This is a genomic window from Micromonospora vulcania (assembly GCF_042658605.1).
In the GTDB taxonomy this organism is placed as follows: Bacteria; Actinomycetota; Actinomycetes; order Mycobacteriales; family Micromonosporaceae; genus Micromonospora; species Micromonospora vulcania.
Genome location: NZ_JBHSQS010000038.1, coordinates 16,435 through 37,320, shown reverse-complemented (window position 1 = coordinate 37,320; position 20,886 = coordinate 16,435). Strand labels below are relative to the sequence as shown.

Below are 20,886 nucleotides of genomic sequence, written 5' to 3'. Positions count from 1 at the left end.
GGGTGGGGAAGACGCCGGTCCCGTTCCGCTTGGGGCGGGACGGGACCGGCGTTTTTGTTGCGGGTGTTTTTTACGGGCGGGGGAGGGCTGCCTCGATCAGGGCGTTCTGCTCTACCTCGTGGGTCTTGGCCGAACCGCCGGCCGGGGCGGCCGCGGCCGGACGGGAGATCCGCCGCAGCCGGACGTCGGTGAGGTGCTCCAGCAGGTTGAGCGCGACGAACGACCAGGCGCCCTGGTTGGCCGGCTCCTCCTGCACCCAGGCGAAGTCCTCCGCGTTCGGGTACTGCGCCAGGGCGGCCCGGATCTCCTCCACCGGCATCGGGTAGAGCTGCTCGATCCGGATGATCGCGGTGTCGGTGACGCCGCGCTCCTGCCGGGCCTGGAACAGGTCGTAGTAGATCTTGCCGGAGCAGAGCAGCACCCGCTTGACCGCCTCCGGGGCCGGGGCGGCCGTGTCGCGCAGCACCGGCTGGAAGGTGCCGGTGGTGAAGTCCTCCACCGACGACACGCAGAGCTTGTGCCGCAGCAGCGACTTCGGCGTGAACACCACCAGCGGCTTGCGCTTGGGCGACAGGGCCTGGCGACGCAGCAGGTGGAAGTAGTTCGCCGGGGTGGTCGGAATGGACACCCGCATGTTGTCCTCGGCGCACATCTGCAGGAACCGCTCCGGGCGGCCGGAGGTGTGGTCCGGGCCCTGGCCCTCGTGGCCGTGCGGCAGCAGCAGGGTCACCGCGGAGCGCTGGCCCCACTTCGCCTCGCCGGACGAGACGAACTCGTCGATCACCGACTGGGCACCGTTGACGAAGTCACCGAACTGGGCCTCCCAGGCGACCAGCGCGTTGATGTTCTCCACCGAGTAGCCGTACTCGAAGCCCATCGCGGCGTACTCGCTGAGCAGCGAGTCGTGCACGAAGAACCGGGAGCGCTCGCCGTCGTTGGTGAGCGACTTGAGCGGCAGGTAGTCGTCGCCGGTACGGGCGTCCACCACCGAGGCGTGCCGCTGCACGAAGGTGCCGCGGCGGGAGTCCTGACCGGCCAGCCGGACGGTCACCCCGTCGTGCAGCAGCGAACCGAGCGCGATGATCTCGCCGAAGCCCCAGTCGATGTTGCCCTCGACGGACATCTTGGACCGCCGGTCGAGCAGCTGCTGGATCCGCTTGTGCGGGGTGAAGCCCTCCGGCAGGTTGATGTGCGCCTCGCCGATCGCCTTGACCACTGCGGCGTCGGTGGCGGTGTCGACCTGCGGCTCCGGCTCCTCCTCGCGGCGCGGCCGGTTGAGCTGTCGTGGCGCGGAGGCGGCGTCCCGGGTGGCCTTGAAGACCTTCTCCAGCTGCGCCTGGTAGTCGCGCAGCAGCTCCTCCGCGTCCTCCACGGTGATGTCGCCGCGACCGATCAGCTCCTCGGTGTAGAGCTTGCGGACCGAGCGCTTCGAGTCGATGATCTTGTACATCTGTGGGTTGGACATCGACGGGTCGTCGCCCTCGTTGTGCCCGCGCCGGCGGTAGCAGACCATGTCGATCACGACGTCCTTGTTGAATGCCTGCCGGTATTCGAAGGCCAGCCGGGCCACCCGGACCACGGCCTCCGGGTCGTCGCCGTTGACGTGGAAGATCGGCGCCTGGATCATCCGGGCCACGTCGGTGCTGTAGAGGCTGGAGCGGCTGTATTCCGGGGCGGTGGTGAAGCCGACCTGGTTGTTGACCACCACGTGCACGGTGCCACCGGTGCGGTAGCCGCGCAGTTGCGACAGGTTGAGCGTCTCGGCGACCACGCCCTGCCCGGCGAACGCGGCGTCACCGTGCACCGCCAGCGGCAGCACGGTGTAGCCCTCCAGCTTGAGGTCGATCCGGTCCTGCTTGGCCCGGACGATGCCCTCCAGCACCGGGTCGACGGCCTCCAGGTGCGACGGGTTGGCCACCAGCGACACCTTGACGGCGTGCTCGCCGTCCGGGGTGGTGAACTTGCCGTTCTGCCCCAGGTGGTACTTCACGTCGCCGGAGCCCTGCGTCGAGCGCGGGTCCAGGTGACCCTCGAACTCGGAGAAGATCTTCTCGTACGGCTTGCCGACGATGTTGGCCAGCACGTTGAGTCGACCCCGGTGCGCCATGCCGATCACGACCTCGTCCAGCCCACCCTCGGCGGAGGACTCCAGCACCTCGCCGAGCAGCGGGATCAGCGACTCGCCACCCTCCAGCGAGAAGCGCTTCTGGCCGACGTACTTGGTCTGCAGGAAGGTCTCGAACGCCTCGGCGGCGTTGAGCCGGTTGAGCACGTGCTTCTGCTCGTCTGCAGACGGCTTCTCGTACTTGCGCTCGATCCGCTCCTGGATCCAGCGCCGCTCCTCCGGGTCCTGGATGTGCATGTACTCGATGCCGACCCGACGGCAGTAGGAGTCCCGCAGCACGCCGAGGATGGTGCGCAGCTTCATCCGCTGCTGGCCGGCGAAGCCGTTCACCGGGAACTCGCGGTCCAGGTCCCACAGCGTCAACCCGTGCTGGAGTACGTCCAGGTCGGGGTGCTTGCGGATGGTGAATTCCAGCGGGTCGGTGTCGGCCATCAGGTGACCGCGCACCCGGTACGCGTGGATCAGCTCGTGCACCCGGGCGGTCTTGTTGATCTGACCCTCGGAGTTGACGGCCACGTCACGGACCCAGCGCACCGGCTCGTACGGGATGCGCAGCGAGGTGAAGATCTGGTCGTAGAAGCCGTGCTCACCCAGGATCAGCTCGTGCATCACCTTGAGGAACTCGCCGGACTGCGCGCCCTGGATGATCCGGTGGTCGTACGTGCTGGTCAGCGTGATGATCTTGCTGACCGCCAGCTCGGCGAGGGTGGTCTCGGACATGCCCTGGTAGGGAGCCGGGTATTCCATCGCGCCGACACCGATGATCGCGCTCTGCCCCTGCATGAGCCGCGGCATCGAGTGCACGGTGCCGATGCCGCCGGGGTTGGTCAGCGAGATCGTGGTGCCGGAGTAGTCCTCCATGGTCAGCTCGTTGCGCCGCGCCCGCCGGACCACGTCCTCGTACGCCTGCCAGAACTGCCGGAAGTCCATCTGCTCGCAGGCCTTGATGGACGGGACCACCAGGTTGCGGGAGCCGTCCGGCTTGGCCAGGTCGATCGCGATGCCGAGGTTGACGTGCGCCGGGCGGACGACCGCCGGCTTGCCGTTGGCCTCGGCGAAGGAGTTGTTCATCTCGGGGTGCTGGACCAGCGCCCGGACCAGCGCGTAGCCGACCAGGTGGGTGAAGCTGACCTTGCCGCCGCGCCCCCGGGCGAGGTGGTTGTTGATCACGATGCGGTTGTCGACCAGCAGCTTCGCCGGGACCGCGCGCACGCTCGTCGCGGTCGGCACGCTCAGCGAGGCGTCCATGTTCTGGACGATCTTCGCGGCGACACCGCGCAGCGGGGTGGTCTGTGGGCCGTCGACGGTCGGCGCGGCGGGCTTCGCGGCCTGCTTGGCCGGTGCCTCCTTCGCCGGGGCCGGTGCGGCGGCCGGCGTGCTGGATGCCGTCTTGGCGGCGGCCGGCTTGCTGGCGGTCGCCGGCTGGGTCTTGGCGCTCGGCTGGCTGACCTCTGCGGCCGGCTCCGGCTGGCCGTCCGGCTCGGGTGCGGCGGCCGGTGCGCCCTTCGAGTCACCCCCACGGGGGGTGCCGGCGCCCGGCGCTGGTCGATAGTCGGCGAAGAAGTCGTGCCAGGCTGAATCGACACTCGTTGGGTCGGCGAGGTAGCGCTGGTACATCTCCTCGACGATCCACTCGTTCGGGCCGAAACCCGCCAGTGGGTTCTCCTGCGAAGTCTGCTGGGTCGACACGGCCGGTAATCGCCTCTTTCACGCGGGTTTGTGTGTCACGCGGTGCCGTCGCGCCCGGTTCCGAGCGCGGACTGGACGGCTCCCAGGCTACGCCGTACGGATCCCGCAGGCATTTCCGCCTCGGTCGCGTGGTCCGTTTCACAGAAGATGCCAGAAGTTCAGCAAGTGCTGCGGGGTTTTTCGATGACTGCTACGGCGGTCACCGCCTGCGACTGAGTACCGGTACGGATGTCCGCGCGGGCGGTGCTTGGCAGGATCGCCGGCATGGATCCAACGGGGGTACGAAGCAACTACGGCCGGAGCATGGCGGTGGCGTTCGGCTGGTACGCCACGGTGGTCGCGGCCCTGGCGGTGGGCACCCTGAGCGTGCCGAGCGCGCCGCAGGACGACTGTACGGCGATGTTCAGTTGCCTGTCGCCGCTGGAGAAGCTGCTGCTGGTCGGGCTGTTCGGGGGTGCGCCGGTGCTGGTCGGGCTGCTGATCGTGACGGCGGCGGTCACCGCCCTGCTCGTCCGCCGGATCTCCTCGGTGGTGCTGTCCGGCACCCTGTCCGCGGTCGTCAGCGGCGTGGCCTGCGCGCTCGTGGCCGGCGTGTACCTGGGTCGCTCGTGAAGCGCCTCGGCCTCGGCGGGCTCTTCTTCGCCTGGCTCTACGGGGTGCCGTTCCTGCTCGTGGTGGGCCTGGTCCGGCGGACGTCCACGCCGTACACGCCGACCCACGACGCGGCGCGGGCGTTCGGCGCGACCACCGACGCCCTGCTGACCGCCGGGCTGGTGCTCAACGCGGTGCTCCCGGTCGCCGGCCTGCTGCTCGCCGGGCTGGCCGGAGAGCAGAGCTGGCGGCGGCACTTCGGCTGGGCGTTTGGCGGGATGGTGGTCTTCTACCTGGCGGCGGCGCTCGCCGGCAGCATGGCCACCAGCGTCCTGATCGGCCACACGCCGGCCGATCAGGAACCGGTCCCGCCGGTCGGCCACTGCGTTCCGATCAGCGGAGGCCAGGGCTGCCCGGGTGGCTGACCAGTGGGCCGGGGGCGGCCCGGGCGGCCGACCAGTGGGCCGGGGCGGCAACCGTGCCGTCGCCACCCCGGTCCAACCGGTCAGGAGATGTCGCGCCGACGCATCAACAGGGTGCCGGCCACGCCCGTGACAACGGCGTACCCGATCAGCACCGCGGCACCGGCCCAGCGCGGCGGGTTGCCGGGGATGTCCGTCCCGGTGACCATCAGCGACGAGGCGAGCGACGGCACCAGCAGCTGGAGGTTGTTGATCCACTCACCCCACTGGTTGGCCAGGATGGCGATCACCACGGCGGCGCCGATCGAGCCGCCCAGGTAGAGCAGGATCCCGGTCACGGTGGCACCGATCTGGCTGCGGATCAGCACCCCGATGCCGACGCCGAACACCGCCCAGAGCAGGTACGCGAGCAGGTTCAACCCGATCGCCCGCCAGGCCGCGTCGTTGCCCAGCTGCGAGCCCTCGCCGATCGCGTTCAGGACCGCCGACCCGGCGACCAGGTTGAGCGCGGTGGTGACCAGCCAGAACAGCAGCGCCAGCAGGCCGGCAGCGACCAGCTTGGCGCTCATCACCGCGGTGCGGTGCGGCTGGGTGAGGAACGTGGTGGTCACCGTCTGGTGGAAGAACTCGCTGGTCACCACGATGATGCCGAGCAGCATCACGATCATGAGCCCGAAGAACTGCCCGGTGGTGAAGAGGTTCGACGAGAGCGCGTCCGCACTGGACGCGGCCGCCAGGGTGTCGGCCTGATCGGGCGGGACATCGCCGATGTTCCCGCTGGTCAGGGCGTCGGCCTGGAGCCAGTTGATCAGCAGGGTGAGCGCCCAGAGCGGCAGCGAGATGAGCGCGAAGATCCACCAGGTGTTGGTGGTACGGATCTTGAGCAGCTCGGATCGGACCAGGTTCATCGGATGTCCGCCTTTCCGGCCGTCAGCTCCAGGAAGACCCGTTCCAGGTCGGGCCGTTCGGTGGTCAGTTCGTGCAGCTCCACGCCGGCGGCCAGGGCGGACCGGCCGATCGTCGGAGCGTCCACCCCGGAGACCAGCAGGACGCCGTGCTCGTCGACGTCCACGGTGGCCGACTGCGCCTTCAGCGCGGCGGTCAGGGCCTCGGCCTGCGGGGTACGGACCCGGACCTGGGCACCCTGCGCCATCGACCCGAGGACCTGGTCGACCGGTCCCTGCCGGACCAGCTGCCCGGCCGCGATGATGACCACGTCGTCCGCGAGCAGCTGCATCTCGGACAGCAGGTGGCTGGAGACCAGCACCGTACGGCCCTCGTGCGCGAGGTTCTTGAGGAACCCACGCATCCACCGGATGCCCTCCGGGTCGAGCCCGTTGGCCGGCTCGTCGAGGATCAGCACCCGGGGGTCGCCGAGCATCGCGGCGGCGATACCGAGCCGCTGCTTCATGCCCAGCGAGTAGCCCTTGAACTTGCGCTTCGCGGCCGGGGTCAGCCCGACCAGGGCCAGTGCCTCGTCGGCCCGCTGCTTCGGCAGCCCGGCCGCCGCGCAGATCACCCGCAGGTGGTTGATGCCGGTGCGGCCCTTGTGCGCGCTGGACGCCTCCAGGATCGCGCCGACGTGCCGCAGCGGCTGGGCGAGGTCGGCGTACCGCTGGCCGCTGATGGTCGCCGTACCGGCGGTCGGGGTGACCAGGTTCAGCAGCATGCGCAGGGTGGTGGTCTTACCGGCACCGTTCGGGCCGAGGAAGCCGGTCACCCGCCCCGCCGCGACGGTGAAGGACAGGTTGTTCACCGCCCTCACGTTCTTGTACTGCTTGGTCAGACCGGACACCACGATCTGACCGTCGCTGGTGGGGCTTCGCTGCCCGTCAGTCATCGTTCTCCTCCCGTGCGTGGCGTCGAGGTACGCCGTGGCACAGCGTGACGGTCGAGCGCAACAAGGTCAATCAGGCTCGGTCCGTACAACGTGGTCCGTCTCGGGGTGGACGCGGCTCATCCCTGCGGACGACGGCGTGGGTCAGCGGGCGATCCAGGTGGCCCGGGCCGCGCCGAGCAGCACGCCGTCCGGCCCGTACAGGCTGGTGTGCACCAGCGCCTTGCGACCCTCGGCGCGGATCAGCGCACCGGTCACCACGCACTCGTCGCCCGGCGCGGGCAGCGCGGTGATCACGGCGGCGATCCGGCCCAGCAGGTACGGGCGACCCGGCGCGAGCACCGTCCAGCCGCCGGGGCAGTCCAACGCGGCCCAGACCGTGGCGCCGGTGACCTGCTCGGGTGCCCGGAACGGCGCGGCGGTCCGGTCGTCCGGCAGGCGGCCGGGGAAGATCCGCAGGCCGTCCGCCCGGTGCGGGCCACAGACGTAGCAGTCCGGGAACGGATGCTCGACCAGGCCGGGGTAGCGGGTCGCCGCAGCCACCGTGGTCGCCCGATCGACCGGCGGTACGACGGCCTCCACCGCCCCGGTCGGGCGGACCTCGGCGACCAACTCGCCGGCCGGGTCACGGACCTCGCCGTCGACCATCGTCAGCGGGGTCTCCAGCGGTGGTGGCCGGCGCAGCGTCACCTCGACCGGTCCGGTTCCGCCGGCCTCGGCGGCGAAGACCCCGGCGCTCCAGCCGCCGTTGCCGGAGCCGGACGGCCCGTTGTAGCGGGACTCGATGCGCATCGTCAACCTCCGGCTGGACGCCCGGTGCCGTCGCCGGGCCTGTCCGGCAGCCTCGCACGATCGGCATCGGGCCATAACGGGTGGTCGCGCCGAGGTGCCGGCCGGCGTTCACCCGATCGACACCGGTGGTCACCGGGGATGGCAACTCGGGGCACTTACACAGATCCCATGGCCGTTCTGCATGCCGCTGGCGCACCTCTGACGACCAGCGGATACACCCTGCTGATCGCCGACGACCCGATCCAGGTCGCGGCCGCGCAACGCCTGCGTCACGAGGTGTTCGCCACCGAGCTCGGCGCCACCCTTCTCCCGGGCGAGGCCGGGTTGGACGTGGACCCCTTCGACGCCCACTGCGACCATCTGATCGTCCGTGAGGACAGCACCGGCCAGGTGGTCGGTACGTACCGGCTGCTGCCACCCGGGCGCACCAGCCGGCGGTACGCCGAGGACGAGTTCGACCTCACCGCGCTCGACCCGCTCCGCGGCGACCTGGTCGAGGCGGGCCGGTCCTGCGTACACCCGGACCACCGTTCCGGTGCGGTGATCAACCTGATGTGGGCCGGCATCACCCGGTACCTGCACCTGCGCGGTTCCCGCTGGCTCGGCGGCTGCGCCTCGGTGCCGGTGGCCGACGGTGGCCGGACGGTGGACGAGGTGTGGGCCCAGGCCCAGGCCCGGCACCTGGCACCGCCGCCGCTGCGGGTCCGCCCGCTGCGGCCCTGGTTCGGTGAGCCGGCCACCGCCGCTGCCCCGGCCGCCGCCGCCGAGGTGGCCGGTCGCGTCGTGGTGCCGCCACTGCTGCGCGGCTACCTGCGGCTCGGCGCGTGGATCTGCGGTGAGCCGTCGTACGACCCCGACTTCGGGTGCGCCGACTTCTACGTGCTCTTCTCCCTGGACCGGATGAACCCGCGCTACCTGCGGCACTTCCTGGGCGGGGCGGAGCAGTGACCGCCGTACCGCACGACCTCTGGCGGCCCTCGTCCGGCTGCGACGAGGAGTGCCTTCCGGCAGCCGGCGAGGTACCCACGGTGCCGGTGGCCCGCCGGGTGCTCCGGCTGGTCGCCGCCGCCGGCATGCTGCTGGCCGGGGTGGGCCTGGCGGTGCTGCTGCTGGTGCTGCCGGCGCCGGAGCGGCAGGCGGCGGTACGCGGCTGGGCCCGGGGTACCGCCCGGGCGTTCGGCGTCCGGCTGGTGATCCGGGGTCGACTGCCCCGGCGACGCGCGCTGCTGGTCGCCAACCACGTCTCCTGGCTGGACATCCTCGCGGTGCTGGCGGTGGCACCGACCCGGATGGTGGCGAAGCGGGAGGTCCGCTCCTGGCCGGTGATCGGCCTGCTGGCCGCGGCGGCGGGCACGGTCTTCGTGGACCGTTCCCGGCCGCGGGCGCTGCCGGCCACCGTGCGCCGGGTCGCCGACGCGCTGCGCGCCGGCCGGTCGGTGGCGGTCTACCCGGAGGGTACGACCTGGTGTGCCGGCGACGACGCGACCGACTGCCGTCCGGGCGGCGGGTTCCGGCCCGCGATGTTCCAGGCCGCCATCGACACGGGCAGCCCGGTGGTGCCGCTGCGGCTCCGCTACCGGTGCGAGGCCACCGGCGCGACCACCACCGCCGCCGCGTTCCTCGGCGCGGACACGCTGCTGCGTTCGGTGGCCCGGGTGGTGGCCGCCCGGGAACTGGTGGTCTCGGTGACGATCGCCGCCGCGCTGCACCCGGCCCGGGACGCCGACCGGCGGTTGCTGGCCCGGGCCGCCGAGTCCGCCGTACACCTGGTGCCCTCGACGGGTGCCGTGCCGCGGACCCGGCTGCACGCGGTGCCCACCCTGACCTCGGCGGCCGGGCCGGCGGTGGTCGCACCGACGACGGACGCCGGACGGGACCTGGACCTGGCGGCCTGACGACGCCCGCCGGCGGCGCGGCCGGCCCTGCCTGAGCAGGCTGCCTCCGAGTCGAAGTCATGGCTCGGAGGCGGCACCGTCTCCGGCGTTCGCCCGGCCTCGCGTCAATCTTGTGCAGTCGCGATGTATCGCGTTAGTGTCTGCTCGTCGGACGCGCGTGGGCGCGTCGTCGCGAGGAGGACGCCATGACCGGATGGACGGTCGACAGCCCGCAACGGCTCACCGTGGACGGCCCGGTCACCCGGCTGGACGTCCGCCTGGTGAGCGGGCGGCTCAACGTGGTCGCCGCCGACGGCCCGGCCCGCGTCGACGTCACCCGGGTCGGCCGGCGGCCCGTCCTCGTCACCCACCAGGACGGCCGGCTCTTCATCCGCCAGGAGAGAGGCCGGGGCTGGGCGGACGCCCTGCGGTGGTTCCGGGCGATCACCCACCATTCGCGGGTGGACGTCTCCGTCGCGGTGCCGGCGGATGTGTTCGCCGACCTGAGCCTGGTCGCCGGCTCGTTGGTCGCCTCCGGGCTGCGCCAACAGACCAGGGTCGACGTGACCGCCGGCCAGATCACCCTGATGGGCCTGCGTGGCAGCACTGCCGCGAAGATCACGTCGGGTCCCGTCGAGGCGCTCAGCGTCGGCGGTGACCTCACCCTGGAGACGGTCTCCGGTGAGGTGATCCTCGCCAGCAGCGCCGCCGAGCGGGTGCACGTCCAGACCGTCTCGGGGGCCATCACCTGCGACCTGGACAACGCCCGGCGCAGCGAGATCCGACTCACCACCATCTCGGGCAGCATCACCGTCCGGGTCCGCGAGGACAGCGACCTCGCCGTTCGGCTGCACACCGCCTCGGGCCGGATCACCAGCGGATTTCCGCAGGTCCACACCTCGACGTTCCCACTGGCCAACAGCGAGGGAGTGCTCGGCGCGGGCGAAGGTAGGCTCTGGGCGTCCGCGACATCGGGAAGCATCGCCCTGCTCGCCCGCCCGGTGGACGCCAACCAGGAGGAGCAGCCGTGACCGCCGTGTTCAGCCACGGCCGACTCCGGCTCTATCTGCTCAAGCTCCTCGACGACGGCCCGAAGCACGGTTACGAGCTGATCCGCCTGCTTGAGGACCGGTTCCTCGGCCTGTACGCGCCCAGCGCCGGCACCATCTACCCACGTCTGCAGCGGCTCGAGGCCGAGGGGCTGGTCAGTCACACCGCCGCCGGCGGGCGGAAGACGTACGGCATCACCGACGCCGGCCGCGACGAGCTTCGGCAGCGGGCCGGCGAGCTGAGCACGCTCGAAGCGGACATCGCCGCCTCGGTGGCGGACCTCTCCTCGCTGGCCGGCGAGATCCGCAGCGAGGTGAGTGGCTCGATGCGGGACCTCAAGCGGGAGCTGAGCGAGGCCGCTCGGCAGACCCGGCGTACCCGGTGGGAGCCACCGCCTCCGCCGCCCCGGCCCGCACCGGGAGCAGGGCCGCGCGCCGCCCTGCTCGACGAGCTCGACCAGCGGCTGTCCGCGTTCACCGTCGAGGTGGGCCGGCTCGCGCGGGCCCGGCAGTTCAGCGACGGCCAACTGCGTACCGCGATCCGGCTGCTCGACGGCGCGTTGGACGGCCTGCGCCGGCTGCTGCGCTGAGGTGAGGTCACCGGCCGACTCGGGGCGGCTCGGCGACTCACAGGCTTTTTGCAGGAAGCATCCAGCGCCGGCGCAGTGAGGTCACCGATGATGGGCCCATGCCCGCTACCCAGACCGAGGCGCGACTTCTCGTCGTCGAGGACGACCCGAACATCCTCGAACTGCTCTCCGCGAGCCTGCGCTTCGCGGGCTTCGACGTGGCCACCGCGACCAGCGGCAGCGCGGCCCTGAACGCCGCCAAGGACCACCGGCCCGACCTGGTGGTGCTCGACGTGATGCTGCCGGATCTGGACGGCTTCGAGGTCATCCGGATGCTCCGCGAGGGCGGTACGCGTACCCCGGTGGTCTTCCTGACCGCCCGGGACGCCACCGACGACAAGATCCGCGGGCTGACCCTGGGCGGCGACGACTACGTCACCAAGCCGTTCAGCCTGGAGGAGTTGACCGCCCGGATCCGCGCCGTGCTGCGCCGCACCACCACCGGCGAGCAGGCACCGTCCCGGCTCACGTTCGCCGACCTGGAGCTGGACGAGGAGACCCACGAGGTGCACCGGGCCGGGCAGCGCGTGCAGCTCTCGCCGACCGAGTTCAAGCTGCTGCGCTACCTGATGCTCAACGCCAACCGGGTGCTGTCCAAGGCGCAGATCCTCGACCACGTCTGGAACTACGACTTCCGGGGCGACGACAACATCGTCGAGTCCTACATCTCCTACCTGCGGCGCAAGGTCGACACCACCCAGCCCCGGCTGATCCACACCCTGCGCGGCGTCGGGTACGTGCTGCGCAAGCCGGCGGCGTGAACGCGGTCCAGCAGGCGAAGGGACGGCTCCGGGGCGTACCGCTGCGGGTCAAGTTGGTCGCCTCGGTGCTCGCGCTGGTCGCCGCGGCGCTGCTGGTGATCAGCTCGCTGACCGCCTACTTCCTGCACAACTACCTGGTCGGGCAGGTGGACGGGCAGATCCGCTCGGCCACGCAGGGCCTCGGTCAATATCTCCCAGGTCTGCGCAGTGGTGAGGTCAACGCGATGCTGCCCAGCGACTACGTCGTCTCACTCGCCGACGGAAACAGGGTGTCCCGGCCGTACTACGACAAGACGAACAGCGGCCCCGAAGAGTTGCCCAGCTTCCCCACCACCCGGGCGGGCTTCGAGGACCTGGAGGGGAAGCCGAAGACCGTCCCGTCCCAGGACGGGCGCACCCGTTGGCGGGTCTACTACGCCGCCCAGCCGGACGGTTCGGTGCTGGCCGTGGGCCAGCCGCTGACCGAGGTCGACCGCGCGGTCAAGCAGCTCGTCTGGATCGACCTGCTGGTCGGCGGCGCGGTGCTGATCATGCTGGCCTCGGTGGGCGCGGCCATCGTGCGGACCAGCCTGAAGCCTCTGGTGGAGATCGAGCGGACCGCCGCCGCCATCGCCGGCGGTGATCTGACCCGCCGAGTGCCCGACCCGGAGCAGGGCCAGGAAGAGCCCACCTCCGAGCTGGGCCGGCTCTCCCGTGCGTTGAACGCGATGCTCACCCAGATCGAGGCGGCGTTCACCGCCCGGGCGGCCTCGGAGACCGCCGCCCGCTCGGCGGAGAGCACCGCCCGGGACGCGGCCGCCGCCGCACAGGCGTCGGAGGCGCGGGCCCGGCGTTCCGAGGAGCGGATGCGGCAGTTCGTCGCGGACGCCTCGCACGAGCTGCGTACCCCGCTGACCACCATCCGGGGGTTCGCCGAGCTGTACCGGCAGGGCGCGGCCCGGGCACCCGAGCAGACCGCCGGCCTGCTGCGCCGGATCGAGGACGAGGCGGCCCGGATGGGGCTCCTGGTGGAGGACCTGCTGCTGCTCGCTCGGCTGGACCGGGAGCGGCCGCTGTCGCTCGCCCCGGTGGAGCTGCCGGTGCTCGCCTCGGACGCGGTGCAGGCCGCCCGGGTGATGGCCCCGGACCGGCGGATCGAGCTGGAGATCGAACCCGGCTCCGGGCCGCTCGTCGTCTTCGCCGACGACGCGCGGTTGCGCCAGGTGATCGGCAACCTGGTGACCAACGCGCTGACCCACACGCCGCCGGACGCCGAGATCAGCCTGCGGCTGCGGGCCGAGACGGGAAACCTGGCCGTGGTGGAGGTGGCCGACACCGGCCCGGGTCTCTCCCCGGAGCAGGCGGAACGGGTCTTCGAGCGGTTCTACCGGGCGGACGCGGCACGGACCCGGCGGGCCGACGGCAACACCGGCACCGGGCTCGGCCTGGCCATCGTGGCGGCGCTGGTCGCCGCCCACCACGGCATGGTCGAGGTGGGCGACACCCCGGGTGGCGGGGCCACCTTCCGGGTACGGCTACCCCTGGTGCCGCAGGACGACGGAGCGGGCGAGTGACTTTCAGCCAACTTCCAGGACGGTTCCAGGTTGATCGCAGAGGGCGGAGAGAGGGTAGTCCCATGACCGAGTTCGAGTCCGACCCGCAGCGCCGGCCGGCCCCCACCGACGCCGAGCCGTCGTATCCCACCGCCGAGCTGCCGCGCGACGAGCGCGTGCAGTCCGACTCTCCCACCACCCCCGCCCCGGTCGCCCCGGCGTCCGCGGACGCGCCGACCACCGCGGTCACCCCGGCCCTCCCCGCCGAGCACGCCAGCCAGCCGGCCAGCACTCCGCCGGCCGTCGAGCAGCCGACCGGGTACGAGCCCCCGGCCGTCGAGCAGCCGACCGGGTACGAGCCCCCGGCCGTCGGCCAGCCGACCGGGTACGAGCCCCCGGCCGCCACCTCCTCCGCGCCGCAGTACCCGGTGTCCGGGCACCCGGCGCCCGCCCAGCCCGGCTACCCGCAGCCGAACGCCGGCCAGTACCCCGGCGCACCCTGGTACGGGGGCCAGCAGTCCGGCTGGGCCGGCGGGGGCCTGCCGGGCGCGGCGTACCAGCCGCACCAGCCGCACCACGCGCAGCACCAGCCGCAGCACCCGGGGCAGCCGGCACCGCCCTGGGGCCCCCAGGTCACGCCCCCCGGCACCGGGCCGCGGCCGGGCCGGATCGCCAAGTTCGCCGGTGCCGGCGTCGCGGTGTTCGCTCTGATGCTCGGCTCCGGCGTGGCGGGCGGCGCGCTCGCGCTCGCTCTGGACGGCGACGGCGGCGGCATCACCCGCACCTACTCCGCCGCTCCGGTGATCAACGGCTCCGACCTGCCGAAGATCGCCGCCGCCGTACAGGACAGCGTCGTCTCCATCACCACCGACAGCGGCGAGGGCTCCGGTGTGGTGCTCAGCGCGGACGGCTACGTGTTGACCAACAACCACGTGGTCGCCTCCGCCAGCGGCGACACCGTGCAGGTCGTCTTCGCCGACGGCAAGACCGCCGAGGCCAAGATCGTCGGCACCGACCCGAAGACCGACCTGGCCGTGGTCAAGGCCAACGGGGTGAGCAACCTCAAGCCGGCCACCTTCGGCGACAGCGACGCCATGCAGGTCGGCGACCAGGTGCTCGCCCTGGGCAGCCCGCTGGGCCTGCAGGGCTCGGTGACCTCGGGGATCCTCAGCGCCCGGGACCGCACCATCCGGGCCGGCGAGGGCCAGCAGCAGGACCCGAACCAGCAGAGCCAGGCGGTCAGCTCGATCTCCGGCCTGCTCCAGACCGATGCCCCGATCAACCCCGGCAACTCCGGCGGCGCCCTGGTCAACACCCGGGGTGAGGTGATCGGCGTCAACACCGCCATCGCCACCTCCGGGCAGAGCACCGGCAACATCGGCGTCGGGTTCGCCATCCCCAGCAACAAGGCCAAGGACGTCGCCGGCAAGCTCCAGCGTGGCGAGAAGGTGAGCCACCCGTCCCTCGGGGTCGGCGTCAACCAGGCCGAGGGCGGTGGCGCCCTGGTCGCCTCGGTCACCCCGGGCAGCGCCGCCGAGAAGGCCGGCCTCCAGCGGGGCGACGTGGTCACCCGGTTCGGCGACAAGGTGATCAACGACTCCGACGACCTGGTCGGCGCGGTGCAGTCTGGCAAGGTCGGCGACCGGGTCGAGGTGCAGTACAAGCGGAACGGTGCCGAGAAGTCGGCGACCGTGACGCTCGCCGAGACGTCCTGACCGACATCTGAACCTGCCTCCTCCCTCCAGCGGCGGGTGGCGGAGCCAAGGGGGTTGGCTTCGTCACCCGCCGCTCTCTTCCGCCCGGACGGCGGTTCACCCGGATCGGGTGAACCGCCGTCACCCGTCTGTTCGGCACCGTCGGCAGGCGAGCCGGCGACCGTACGGGGGTGGATGCCATGAGCACGTCGGCGGATGTCCGCGACGACCAGCGGATCCAGCGAGAGGTCCTGGCCGAGTTGGCCTGGGACGCTCGGCTGCAACCGAACGAGATCGGCGTGATCGTCGACCAGGGGGTGGTCACCCTGACCGGATTCGTCGACGGTGCGGCCCACAGTTGGGCGGCGACCCGGTGCGCGCAACGGGTCCGCGGGGTGCGCGCGGTGGCCGACGAGATCGAGGTACGGCTGCCGGGGACACCGGGGCGTACCGACGGTGAGATCGCCATCGCCGCCAGTCGGGCGCTGGAGTGGGACAGCTTCGTACCCGCCGAACGGCTGGACGTGACCGTCGCCAACGGCTGGCTGATGCTTCGGGGCGAGGTCGAGTTCGGGTGGCAGCGGCGCGCCGCCGAGGGGGAACTGCGCCGGCTGGACGGCGTACGGGGGATCACCAACCTGGTCGAGGTGCGGCCGGCGGCACCGCCGGCCGCCGACCGGCTGCGACGGGACGTCCAGCGTGCGTTGCTGCGTACGCTCGGGGCCGAGCGGGTGACGGTCGAGGTGGACGGCGACACGCTGGTCCTCGCCGGGGTGGTCCGCTCCTGGTGGGAACGCGACCAGGTGGAGCGGGTGGGCTGGTCCGCACCCGGGGTCCGGGTGGTCCACGACCAACTCCTGGTCGGCGGATGAGCGTCCGTCTTGTCCGGTTTACCGGTGACGCCATCGGGAAACCGCCGCGGACCACGCCCACCGGCGACGACACCGGGTACCGGGTATCAACGGGGAGGACTCGTGGCCGTGAACCACCCGCCCGTCGACCGCCCGCCGGCACGGTCGTTGCGTATCGCGATGGTGGTCCCGCCGTGGTTGTCCGTGCCGCCACCCGGCTACGGCGGCCTTGAGCAGGTCGCCGCCGGGTTGATCGACGCGCTGACCGGGCACGGGCACGCGGTGACCCTGTTCGGCGCCGGCAGCCAGCACGGCACCGCGGCCGACGGCTTCGTCTCCACCGTCCCCGAGGTGCAGTACGAGCGGCTCGGCGAGTCGCTGCCCGAGCTGGCCCACCTGGCCCGGGTGAACCGCGTGATCAAGGCCGCGGACTTCGACGTCATCCACGACCACACCACGATCGGCCCGCTGGTTGCCGGCCGCCGGGCCGTTCCGACGGTGGCGACCGTGCACGGCAACCCGGTGGGGGAGTACGGCGACGTGCTCGCCGACGCCGACCGGGGAGTCGCCCTGGTGGCCATCTCGCACGCCCAGCGCCGGCTCAACCCGGACCTGCCCTGGGCCGGCACGGTGCACAACGCGCTGGACCTGCGCGGCTTCCCACGCAAGACGACGCCCGGCCCCGGGCCGGTGCTCTGGTTGGCCCGCTTCAGCCCGGACAAGGGCCCGGACATCGCGATCCGGGCGTGCCGGGCCGCCGGGCTGCCGCTGCTGCTGGCCGGAAAGTGCAACGAACCGGCCGAGCGCCGCTACTACGACCAGGTCGTCGCACCCCTGCTCGGCGAGGACGTGACGGTCGTGTTCAACGCCGACCGCCAGGACACCCTGCGGATGCTGGTCGACGCCCGCTGCCTGATCATGCCGATCCAGTGGGAGGAGCCGTTCGGCATGGTGATGCTGGAGGCGATGGCGACCGGCACGCCGGTGGTCGCGCTCGGCCGGGGCGCGGTGCCCGAGCTGGTCCTGCCCGGGCTCACCGGACTGGTCTGCGAGCGGCCCGACGAGCTGCCCCGAGCGCTGCGGGCGGCGAGGGAGCTGGACCCGGAGGTCTGCGTGGCACACGTCGCGGAGAACTTCTCGGTCGAGCGGATGGCGCTGGGCTACGAGGACGTCTACCAACGCTTCGCCGCCGGTCGGCACGACGTCCGCGAGCCAGCCCGGGTGGTGGTCCGCTGACCGCCGACCCGGATCAGACCCGGGCCTCGCCCAGCTCCGCGATGGCCGTGTCGAGCTTGTCGGCGTACGCCGGGCTGATGGTGCCCTCGCCGAGTCGGACCGCGACCTTCTCCCGCAGCCGGGCCGCCGGTGTGGTCAGCTCGTCCCGGCCGCGGCCGACCGCGGCGGTCAGGTTGCGCAGCTCGTTGCGCAGGTCCACGGCGACGTCCGCGCGGATCTCCCCGGTGGCCAACCCGTCGCCGATCAGCGCATCGACCCGGTTGGTGGCCTCCACCAGGGTGCCCGAACGTGCGGCGGGCGAGCCGGTGGTCGGCGATGGCGCCGGTGCCCGGCGAGACCGCTCGGCGGCCGGCGAATCGCTCGACGCGGGCGCCACCGCGCTGGCGGTCGGCTGTGTCCGTGGCACCGAGGGCCGGTCGGGCAGCAGGGCCGCGACGGCCAGCGCCACCCCGACCGCCAACACCACCGGGACCAGCAGCAGCGCCAGCCGACGCCGTGCTCGGACCGGGCCGCCCGCGTCGGAATCCGCAGGAGGTACGGCCGGCACCGTCGCCGCACCGTCGTCGGCCGGCGGCAGGGTCATCGTCGGGACCCGGATGGTGGCCACCGGCGGGTCGGCCGGCAGGAGCTGGTCCCGCAGCTCGGTGGCGACCTGCCGGGCGGTCGGCCGGTCGGCCGGGTCCCGCGCGAGGCTGCGCAGGCAGATCCGGGCCACCACCGGGGGCAGCTCCGGCAGCTCGGCCAGCGTCGGTGGTGGACCGCCGGCCAGCGCGGCGCTGAGCTGCTCCCAGGTGTCGGCCGGGTAGGGCACGCGGCCGGTAAGCGCCTCGTAGAGCAGCACGCCGAGTGAGTACACGTCGGTGGCCGGCTGGGCGGGAGCGCCGTCGAGCCGTTCCGGCGCCACGTACGCCGGAGTGCCGAAGGTGCCGCCGTCCTCGTCCTCGTCCGGCGCGCCGACCCGGGTGGCGATGCCGAAGTCGAGCACCTTGACGCCCATCGGGGTCATCATCACGTTGGCCGGGGTGATGTCCCGGTGCACGATGCCGAGCCGGTGCGCGGCGGCCAGCGCGTCCGCGACCTGCGCGCCCACCTCGACCGCCTCGGCCCACGGCAGGGGGCCCTCGGTGAGTCGCAGCTCCAACTCCTCACCGCTGAGCAGCTCCATCACCACGAACGAGGTGATCGAACCGTCCGGGTCCACCGTCTCGCCGTAGTCGTGCACCGAGGTCACGTGCGGGTGCACCAGCTGGGCGGCGGCGCGGGCCTCCTCGCGCACCATGTCCCGGAACCGGGCGTCGGCGGCCAGCGACGGGGCGAGCACCTTGAGCGCGACGACCCGGTCCAGCACCTCGTCACGGGAACGCCAGATGACCGACATGCCGCCGGCGCCGATCTGGTCGATGAGCCGGTATCGGCGGGCCAACAACCGGCCCGGATGCAGCGCTGCCTGCACGGATCGCACCTGCCTTGGGGGTGGGAGCGGTATCAGGTTGCGTGAATGTGTCCTGCCTGTCAACGGCGTCACTCCGGGTTGTCGACGAAGGGCATCCGCCGTCGGGTGCTGGTGGCCGACCGGTCGGCGGCGCGCGCGTGCCAGGATGAGGGGCATGGCTGGGGGACCGGTGGCGTTCGTACTCGGCGGCGGAGGCGTGCTCGGCGCGGTCGAGGTGGGCATGCTGCGTGCGCTGTTCCGCGCCGGCATTCAACCGGACCTGGTGCTCGGCACCTCGATCGGCGCGGTCAACGGCGCGCTGGTCGCCGCCGACCCGTCGGAGGCGGTCACCGACCGGCTGGTCCGGCTCTGGGCCTCGCCGGAGGCCAGCGAGGTGTACGGCGACTCGGTCGCCCGCCAGCTGCGCCGCTTCGCCGCCCGTACCCACCTGCACTCGCCCCGGCCGCTGCGACGGCTGCTGGAATCCGAGCTGGGCGTGGACACCACCTTCGCCGACCTGCGGGTGCCGTTCCGCTGCTGCGCCGCACACATCGAGCGGGCCGCCGAGCACTGGTTCGACAGCGGCCCGGTGGTGCCGGCCGTACTGGCGTCGGCCTCGGTGCCCGGCCTGCTCCCGCCCACCGAGATCGACGGTGCGCACTATGTGGACGGCGGTATCGTCAACTCCATCCCGATCGGCGAGGCGGTGGCCGCCGGCGCCAGCCAGATCTTCGTACTCCAGGTGGGCCGGATCGAACGGGAGCTGACGCCACCCCGGCGGCCGTGGGAGATCGCGCAGGTCGCGTTCGAGATCTCCCGGCGGCACCGGTTCTTCCGGGAGATGGCCGCGCTGCCCGAGGGGGTGGAGGTGCACGTCCTGCCGACCGGGGGGCTCAACCCGCGCGACGACACCCCTTGGGCGTACCGGGACATGGCGGCGGTGGGGCGTCGGATCAGCCGCGCGTACACCGCTTCCCGGCGCTACCTCGCGACCCACCTGGAGCGGTGATGCCGCTGTTGCCCAGGTGGTTGCGCCGGTTGCTGCTCGCCCCGGCCGTGGTGCTGCTCGCGATCGTCGTGGTGACCACCCTGCCGGCGTGGGCGCTGCTCGCCGCGGCGGCCTCCCCGCTGGTCCCGGGCCGGTTGCGCCCGCTGCGGCTGTTCTGGATCGGCTGCGTCTACCTGGTCTGGGACGCCGCCGCGCTGCTCGCGCTCTTCGGGCTCTGGGTCGCCTCCGGCTTCGGCTGGCGGAACCGGTCGCCGGCCTTCCAGCGGGCGCACTACGTGCTGGCCGGCTGGTTCCTGCGGGTGTTGTTCTGGCACGCCCGCTGGGCGCTGCGGTTGAGCATCGACGTGGTGGGCACCGACCCCGACACCGCGCTGCCCGGCCGACCCGAGCTGGTGCTCTGCCGACACGCCGGGCCGGGCGACTCGTTCATTCTGATCCACGCGCTGGTCAACTGGTTCAACCGGGAACCCCGGATCGTGTTGAAGGACAGCCTCCAGTGGGACCCGGCGATCGACGTGCTGCTCAACCGGTTGCCCAACCGGTTCATCGCGCCGACGCCGGAGCGCGGCGAGGAGACCGTACGCCAGGTCGGGCACCTGGCCGACGGCCTGGACGACAACGACGCGTTCGTGATCTTCCCGGAGGGCGGCAACTTCACCCCCAAGCGGCGGCTGCGCGCCATCGCCCGCCTGCGCTCCCTCGGCCTGGAACGGATGGCGCTGCGCGCGGAGCGGATGCGGCACGTCCTGGCTCCGCAGCCCGGCGGGATGCTCGCCGCGCTGGAGGCCGCGCCGGATGCCGGGGTCATCTTCGTCGCCCACACTGGACTGGACCGGATGCGCACCGTCGCCGACGTGTGGCGGGAACTGCCGATGGACAAACGGATCGCCATGCGGTTCTGGTCGGTGCCGCCGGAGGAGGTGCCCACCGGGCGGCAGGAACGCATCGACTGGCTGTACGACTGGTGGGCACGGATCGACGCGTGGATCGCGGCCAACCGGGATGTCGCCGCGTAGGGTGCGGGCGTGGATCAGATCTGCGTGGTGACGACGGTGGTGGATGCGCGCTCAGTCGCCGACGTGCTGGCGGCCGCGGCCGTCGCCGGGAGACTCGCCGCCTGCGCCCAGGTCGGCGGTCAGGTGGACAGCACCTACTGGTGGCGCTCCGGAGTGGAGACCAGCACCGAGTGGTCGGTTCAGTTCACCACCGCGCCGGACCGGCTCTCCGCCCTGGTGGACCAGATCCGGGCCAGCCACCCGTACGAGGTGCCGGAAATTCTGGTGTCCAGGGTGGAGAGTGGCGACCCCGGCTATGCCACCTGGGTACACGAGCACACCCGTCCCTGAGTACGCGCACTCTGGGC

19 protein-coding genes are annotated in these 20,886 nt (G+C 72.2%); 14 read left to right on the top strand and 5 right to left on the bottom strand.

Features of this window, described 5'->3' with window-relative positions; translation table 11 throughout:
• Nucleotides 1-70 precede the first annotated feature (70 nt).
• The gene (locus ACFQGL_RS30730) at nucleotides 71-3,814 is read right to left on the bottom strand and encodes a multifunctional oxoglutarate decarboxylase/oxoglutarate dehydrogenase thiamine pyrophosphate-binding subunit/dihydrolipoyllysine-residue succinyltransferase subunit (RefSeq protein ID WP_377516140.1); all 3,744 of its coding nucleotides are present in this window, start codon (nucleotides 3,812-3,814) and stop codon (nucleotides 71-73) included.
• 264 nt (nucleotides 3,815-4,078) lie between these two features.
• On the opposite strand from ACFQGL_RS30730, the gene ACFQGL_RS30725 reads away from it, so the two are divergent.
• Nucleotides 4,079-4,426: a hypothetical protein gene (locus ACFQGL_RS30725; protein ID WP_377516139.1), complete on the top strand. Its 348-nt coding sequence runs from the start codon at nucleotides 4,079-4,081 to the stop codon at nucleotides 4,424-4,426.
• Nucleotides 4,423-4,830: a hypothetical protein gene (locus tag ACFQGL_RS30720; protein ID WP_377516138.1), complete on the top strand. Its 408-nt coding sequence runs from the start codon at nucleotides 4,423-4,425 to the stop codon at nucleotides 4,828-4,830. Before ACFQGL_RS30725 ends, ACFQGL_RS30720 begins: the two co-directional genes overlap by 4 nt.
• Nucleotides 4,831-4,910: 80 nt before the next feature.
• Here the strand turns inward: ACFQGL_RS30720 and ACFQGL_RS30715 are convergent, their stop codons facing one another.
• From ACFQGL_RS30715 to ACFQGL_RS30705, 3 genes are all read right to left on the bottom strand, one after another.
• The gene (locus tag ACFQGL_RS30715) at nucleotides 4,911-5,735 is read right to left on the bottom strand and encodes an ABC transporter permease (protein ID WP_377516137.1); all 825 of its coding nucleotides are present in this window, start codon (nucleotides 5,733-5,735) and stop codon (nucleotides 4,911-4,913) included.
• A complete protein-coding gene (locus tag ACFQGL_RS30710) occupies nucleotides 5,732-6,667 on the bottom strand; it encodes an ABC transporter ATP-binding protein (RefSeq protein ID WP_377516136.1) in 936 nt (311 codons plus the stop codon). The genes ACFQGL_RS30715 and ACFQGL_RS30710 overlap by 4 nt, the downstream gene beginning before the upstream one ends.
• 141 nt (nucleotides 6,668-6,808) lie before the next feature.
• A complete protein-coding gene (locus tag ACFQGL_RS30705; RefSeq protein ID WP_377516135.1) occupies nucleotides 6,809-7,456 on the bottom strand; it encodes a hypothetical protein in 648 nt (215 codons plus the stop codon).
• A 168-nt stretch (nucleotides 7,457-7,624) separates the two neighbouring features.
• On the opposite strand from ACFQGL_RS30705, the gene ACFQGL_RS30700 reads away from it, so the two are divergent.
• The 9 genes from ACFQGL_RS30700 to ACFQGL_RS30660 all read left to right on the top strand — a co-directional run bounded on the left by ACFQGL_RS30700 (nucleotide 7,625) and on the right by ACFQGL_RS30660 (nucleotide 17,082).
• The gene (locus ACFQGL_RS30700) at nucleotides 7,625-8,404 is read left to right on the top strand and encodes a GNAT family N-acetyltransferase (RefSeq protein WP_377516134.1); all 780 of its coding nucleotides are present in this window, start codon (nucleotides 7,625-7,627) and stop codon (nucleotides 8,402-8,404) included.
• Nucleotides 8,401-9,351, top strand: a complete 951-nt coding sequence (locus ACFQGL_RS30695; RefSeq protein ID WP_377516133.1) for a lysophospholipid acyltransferase family protein — start codon at nucleotides 8,401-8,403, stop codon at nucleotides 9,349-9,351. Before ACFQGL_RS30700 ends, ACFQGL_RS30695 begins: the two co-directional genes overlap by 4 nt.
• Before the next feature lie 185 nt (nucleotides 9,352-9,536).
• Nucleotides 9,537-10,361 carry a DUF4097 family beta strand repeat-containing protein gene (locus ACFQGL_RS30690; RefSeq protein WP_377516132.1) on the top strand — a complete coding sequence of 275 codons (825 nt, stop codon included), beginning with the start codon at nucleotides 9,537-9,539 and terminating at the stop codon, nucleotides 10,359-10,361.
• Nucleotides 10,358-10,969, top strand: a complete 612-nt coding sequence (locus ACFQGL_RS30685; protein WP_377516131.1) for a PadR family transcriptional regulator — start codon at nucleotides 10,358-10,360, stop codon at nucleotides 10,967-10,969. The genes ACFQGL_RS30690 and ACFQGL_RS30685 overlap by 4 nt, the downstream gene beginning before the upstream one ends.
• Nucleotides 10,970-11,067: 98 nt before the next feature.
• On the top strand, nucleotides 11,068-11,769 hold the full coding sequence (locus tag ACFQGL_RS30680; RefSeq protein WP_030336721.1) for a response regulator transcription factor: 702 nt from the start codon (nucleotides 11,068-11,070) through the stop codon (nucleotides 11,767-11,769).
• A complete protein-coding gene (locus ACFQGL_RS30675) occupies nucleotides 11,766-13,322 on the top strand; it encodes a sensor histidine kinase (protein WP_377516130.1) in 1,557 nt (518 codons plus the stop codon). The genes ACFQGL_RS30680 and ACFQGL_RS30675 overlap by 4 nt, the downstream gene beginning before the upstream one ends.
• Nucleotides 13,323-13,384: 62 nt before the next feature.
• A complete protein-coding gene (locus tag ACFQGL_RS30670) occupies nucleotides 13,385-15,016 on the top strand; it encodes a trypsin-like peptidase domain-containing protein (RefSeq protein ID WP_377516129.1) in 1,632 nt (543 codons plus the stop codon).
• 179 nt (nucleotides 15,017-15,195) lie between these two features.
• Nucleotides 15,196-15,867: a BON domain-containing protein gene (locus ACFQGL_RS30665; protein ID WP_377516128.1), complete on the top strand. Its 672-nt coding sequence runs from the start codon at nucleotides 15,196-15,198 to the stop codon at nucleotides 15,865-15,867.
• Between the two features lie 159 nt (nucleotides 15,868-16,026).
• Nucleotides 16,027-17,082, top strand: a complete 1,056-nt coding sequence (locus tag ACFQGL_RS30660; RefSeq protein WP_377516143.1) for a glycosyltransferase family 4 protein — start codon at nucleotides 16,027-16,029, stop codon at nucleotides 17,080-17,082.
• 13 nt (nucleotides 17,083-17,095) lie between these two features.
• Here ACFQGL_RS30660 and ACFQGL_RS30655 read toward each other — a convergent pair whose 3' ends face one another.
• A complete protein-coding gene (locus tag ACFQGL_RS30655; RefSeq protein ID WP_377516127.1) occupies nucleotides 17,096-18,535 on the bottom strand; it encodes a protein kinase domain-containing protein in 1,440 nt (479 codons plus the stop codon).
• A 154-nt stretch (nucleotides 18,536-18,689) separates the two neighbouring features.
• Between ACFQGL_RS30655 and ACFQGL_RS30650 the strand changes: the two genes are divergently transcribed.
• The 3 genes from ACFQGL_RS30650 to cutA are packed head-to-tail and all read left to right on the top strand — an operon-like array spanning nucleotide 18,690 to nucleotide 20,869.
• On the top strand, nucleotides 18,690-19,523 hold the full coding sequence (locus tag ACFQGL_RS30650) for a patatin-like phospholipase family protein (RefSeq protein WP_377516126.1): 834 nt from the start codon (nucleotides 18,690-18,692) through the stop codon (nucleotides 19,521-19,523).
• Nucleotides 19,523-20,539 (top strand): 1-acyl-sn-glycerol-3-phosphate acyltransferase, encoded by a 1,017-nt coding sequence (locus ACFQGL_RS30645; protein WP_377516125.1) that lies wholly within the window; start codon nucleotides 19,523-19,525, stop codon nucleotides 20,537-20,539. Before ACFQGL_RS30650 ends, ACFQGL_RS30645 begins: the two co-directional genes overlap by 1 nt.
• A gap of 9 nt (nucleotides 20,540-20,548) precedes the next feature.
• Nucleotides 20,549-20,869, top strand: coding sequence for a divalent-cation tolerance protein CutA (gene cutA / locus ACFQGL_RS30640; RefSeq protein WP_377516124.1), 321 nt, complete (start codon nucleotides 20,549-20,551; stop codon nucleotides 20,867-20,869).
• The last annotated feature ends 17 nt before the right edge of the window (nucleotides 20,870-20,886 follow it).

What these genes read in the sequence shown, in the direction of transcription:
- ACFQGL_RS30725 (WP_377516139.1), top strand. Translation starts at nt 4,079, where the DNA reads ATGGATCCAACGGGGGTACGAAGCAACTACGGCCGGAGCATGGCGGTG.
- ACFQGL_RS30715 (WP_377516137.1), bottom strand. Translation starts at nt 5,735, where the DNA reads ATGAACCTGGTCCGATCCGAGCTGCTCAAGATCCGTACCACCAACACC.
- ACFQGL_RS30710 (WP_377516136.1), bottom strand. Translation starts at nt 6,667, where the DNA reads ATGACTGACGGGCAGCGAAGCCCCACCAGCGACGGTCAGATCGTGGTG.
- ACFQGL_RS30705 (WP_377516135.1), bottom strand. Translation starts at nt 7,456, where the DNA reads ATGCGCATCGAGTCCCGCTACAACGGGCCGTCCGGCTCCGGCAACGGC.
- ACFQGL_RS30700 (WP_377516134.1), top strand. Translation starts at nt 7,625, where the DNA reads ATGGCCGTTCTGCATGCCGCTGGCGCACCTCTGACGACCAGCGGATAC.
- ACFQGL_RS30690 (WP_377516132.1), top strand. Translation starts at nt 9,537, where the DNA reads ATGACCGGATGGACGGTCGACAGCCCGCAACGGCTCACCGTGGACGGC.
- ACFQGL_RS30680 (WP_030336721.1), top strand. Translation starts at nt 11,068, where the DNA reads ATGCCCGCTACCCAGACCGAGGCGCGACTTCTCGTCGTCGAGGACGAC.
- ACFQGL_RS30670 (WP_377516129.1), top strand. Translation starts at nt 13,385, where the DNA reads ATGACCGAGTTCGAGTCCGACCCGCAGCGCCGGCCGGCCCCCACCGAC.
- ACFQGL_RS30665 (WP_377516128.1), top strand. Translation starts at nt 15,196, where the DNA reads ATGAGCACGTCGGCGGATGTCCGCGACGACCAGCGGATCCAGCGAGAG.
- ACFQGL_RS30660 (WP_377516143.1), top strand. Translation starts at nt 16,027, where the DNA reads ATGGTGGTCCCGCCGTGGTTGTCCGTGCCGCCACCCGGCTACGGCGGC.
- ACFQGL_RS30650 (WP_377516126.1), top strand. Translation starts at nt 18,690, where the DNA reads ATGGCTGGGGGACCGGTGGCGTTCGTACTCGGCGGCGGAGGCGTGCTC.
- ACFQGL_RS30645 (WP_377516125.1), top strand. Translation starts at nt 19,523, where the DNA reads ATGCCGCTGTTGCCCAGGTGGTTGCGCCGGTTGCTGCTCGCCCCGGCC.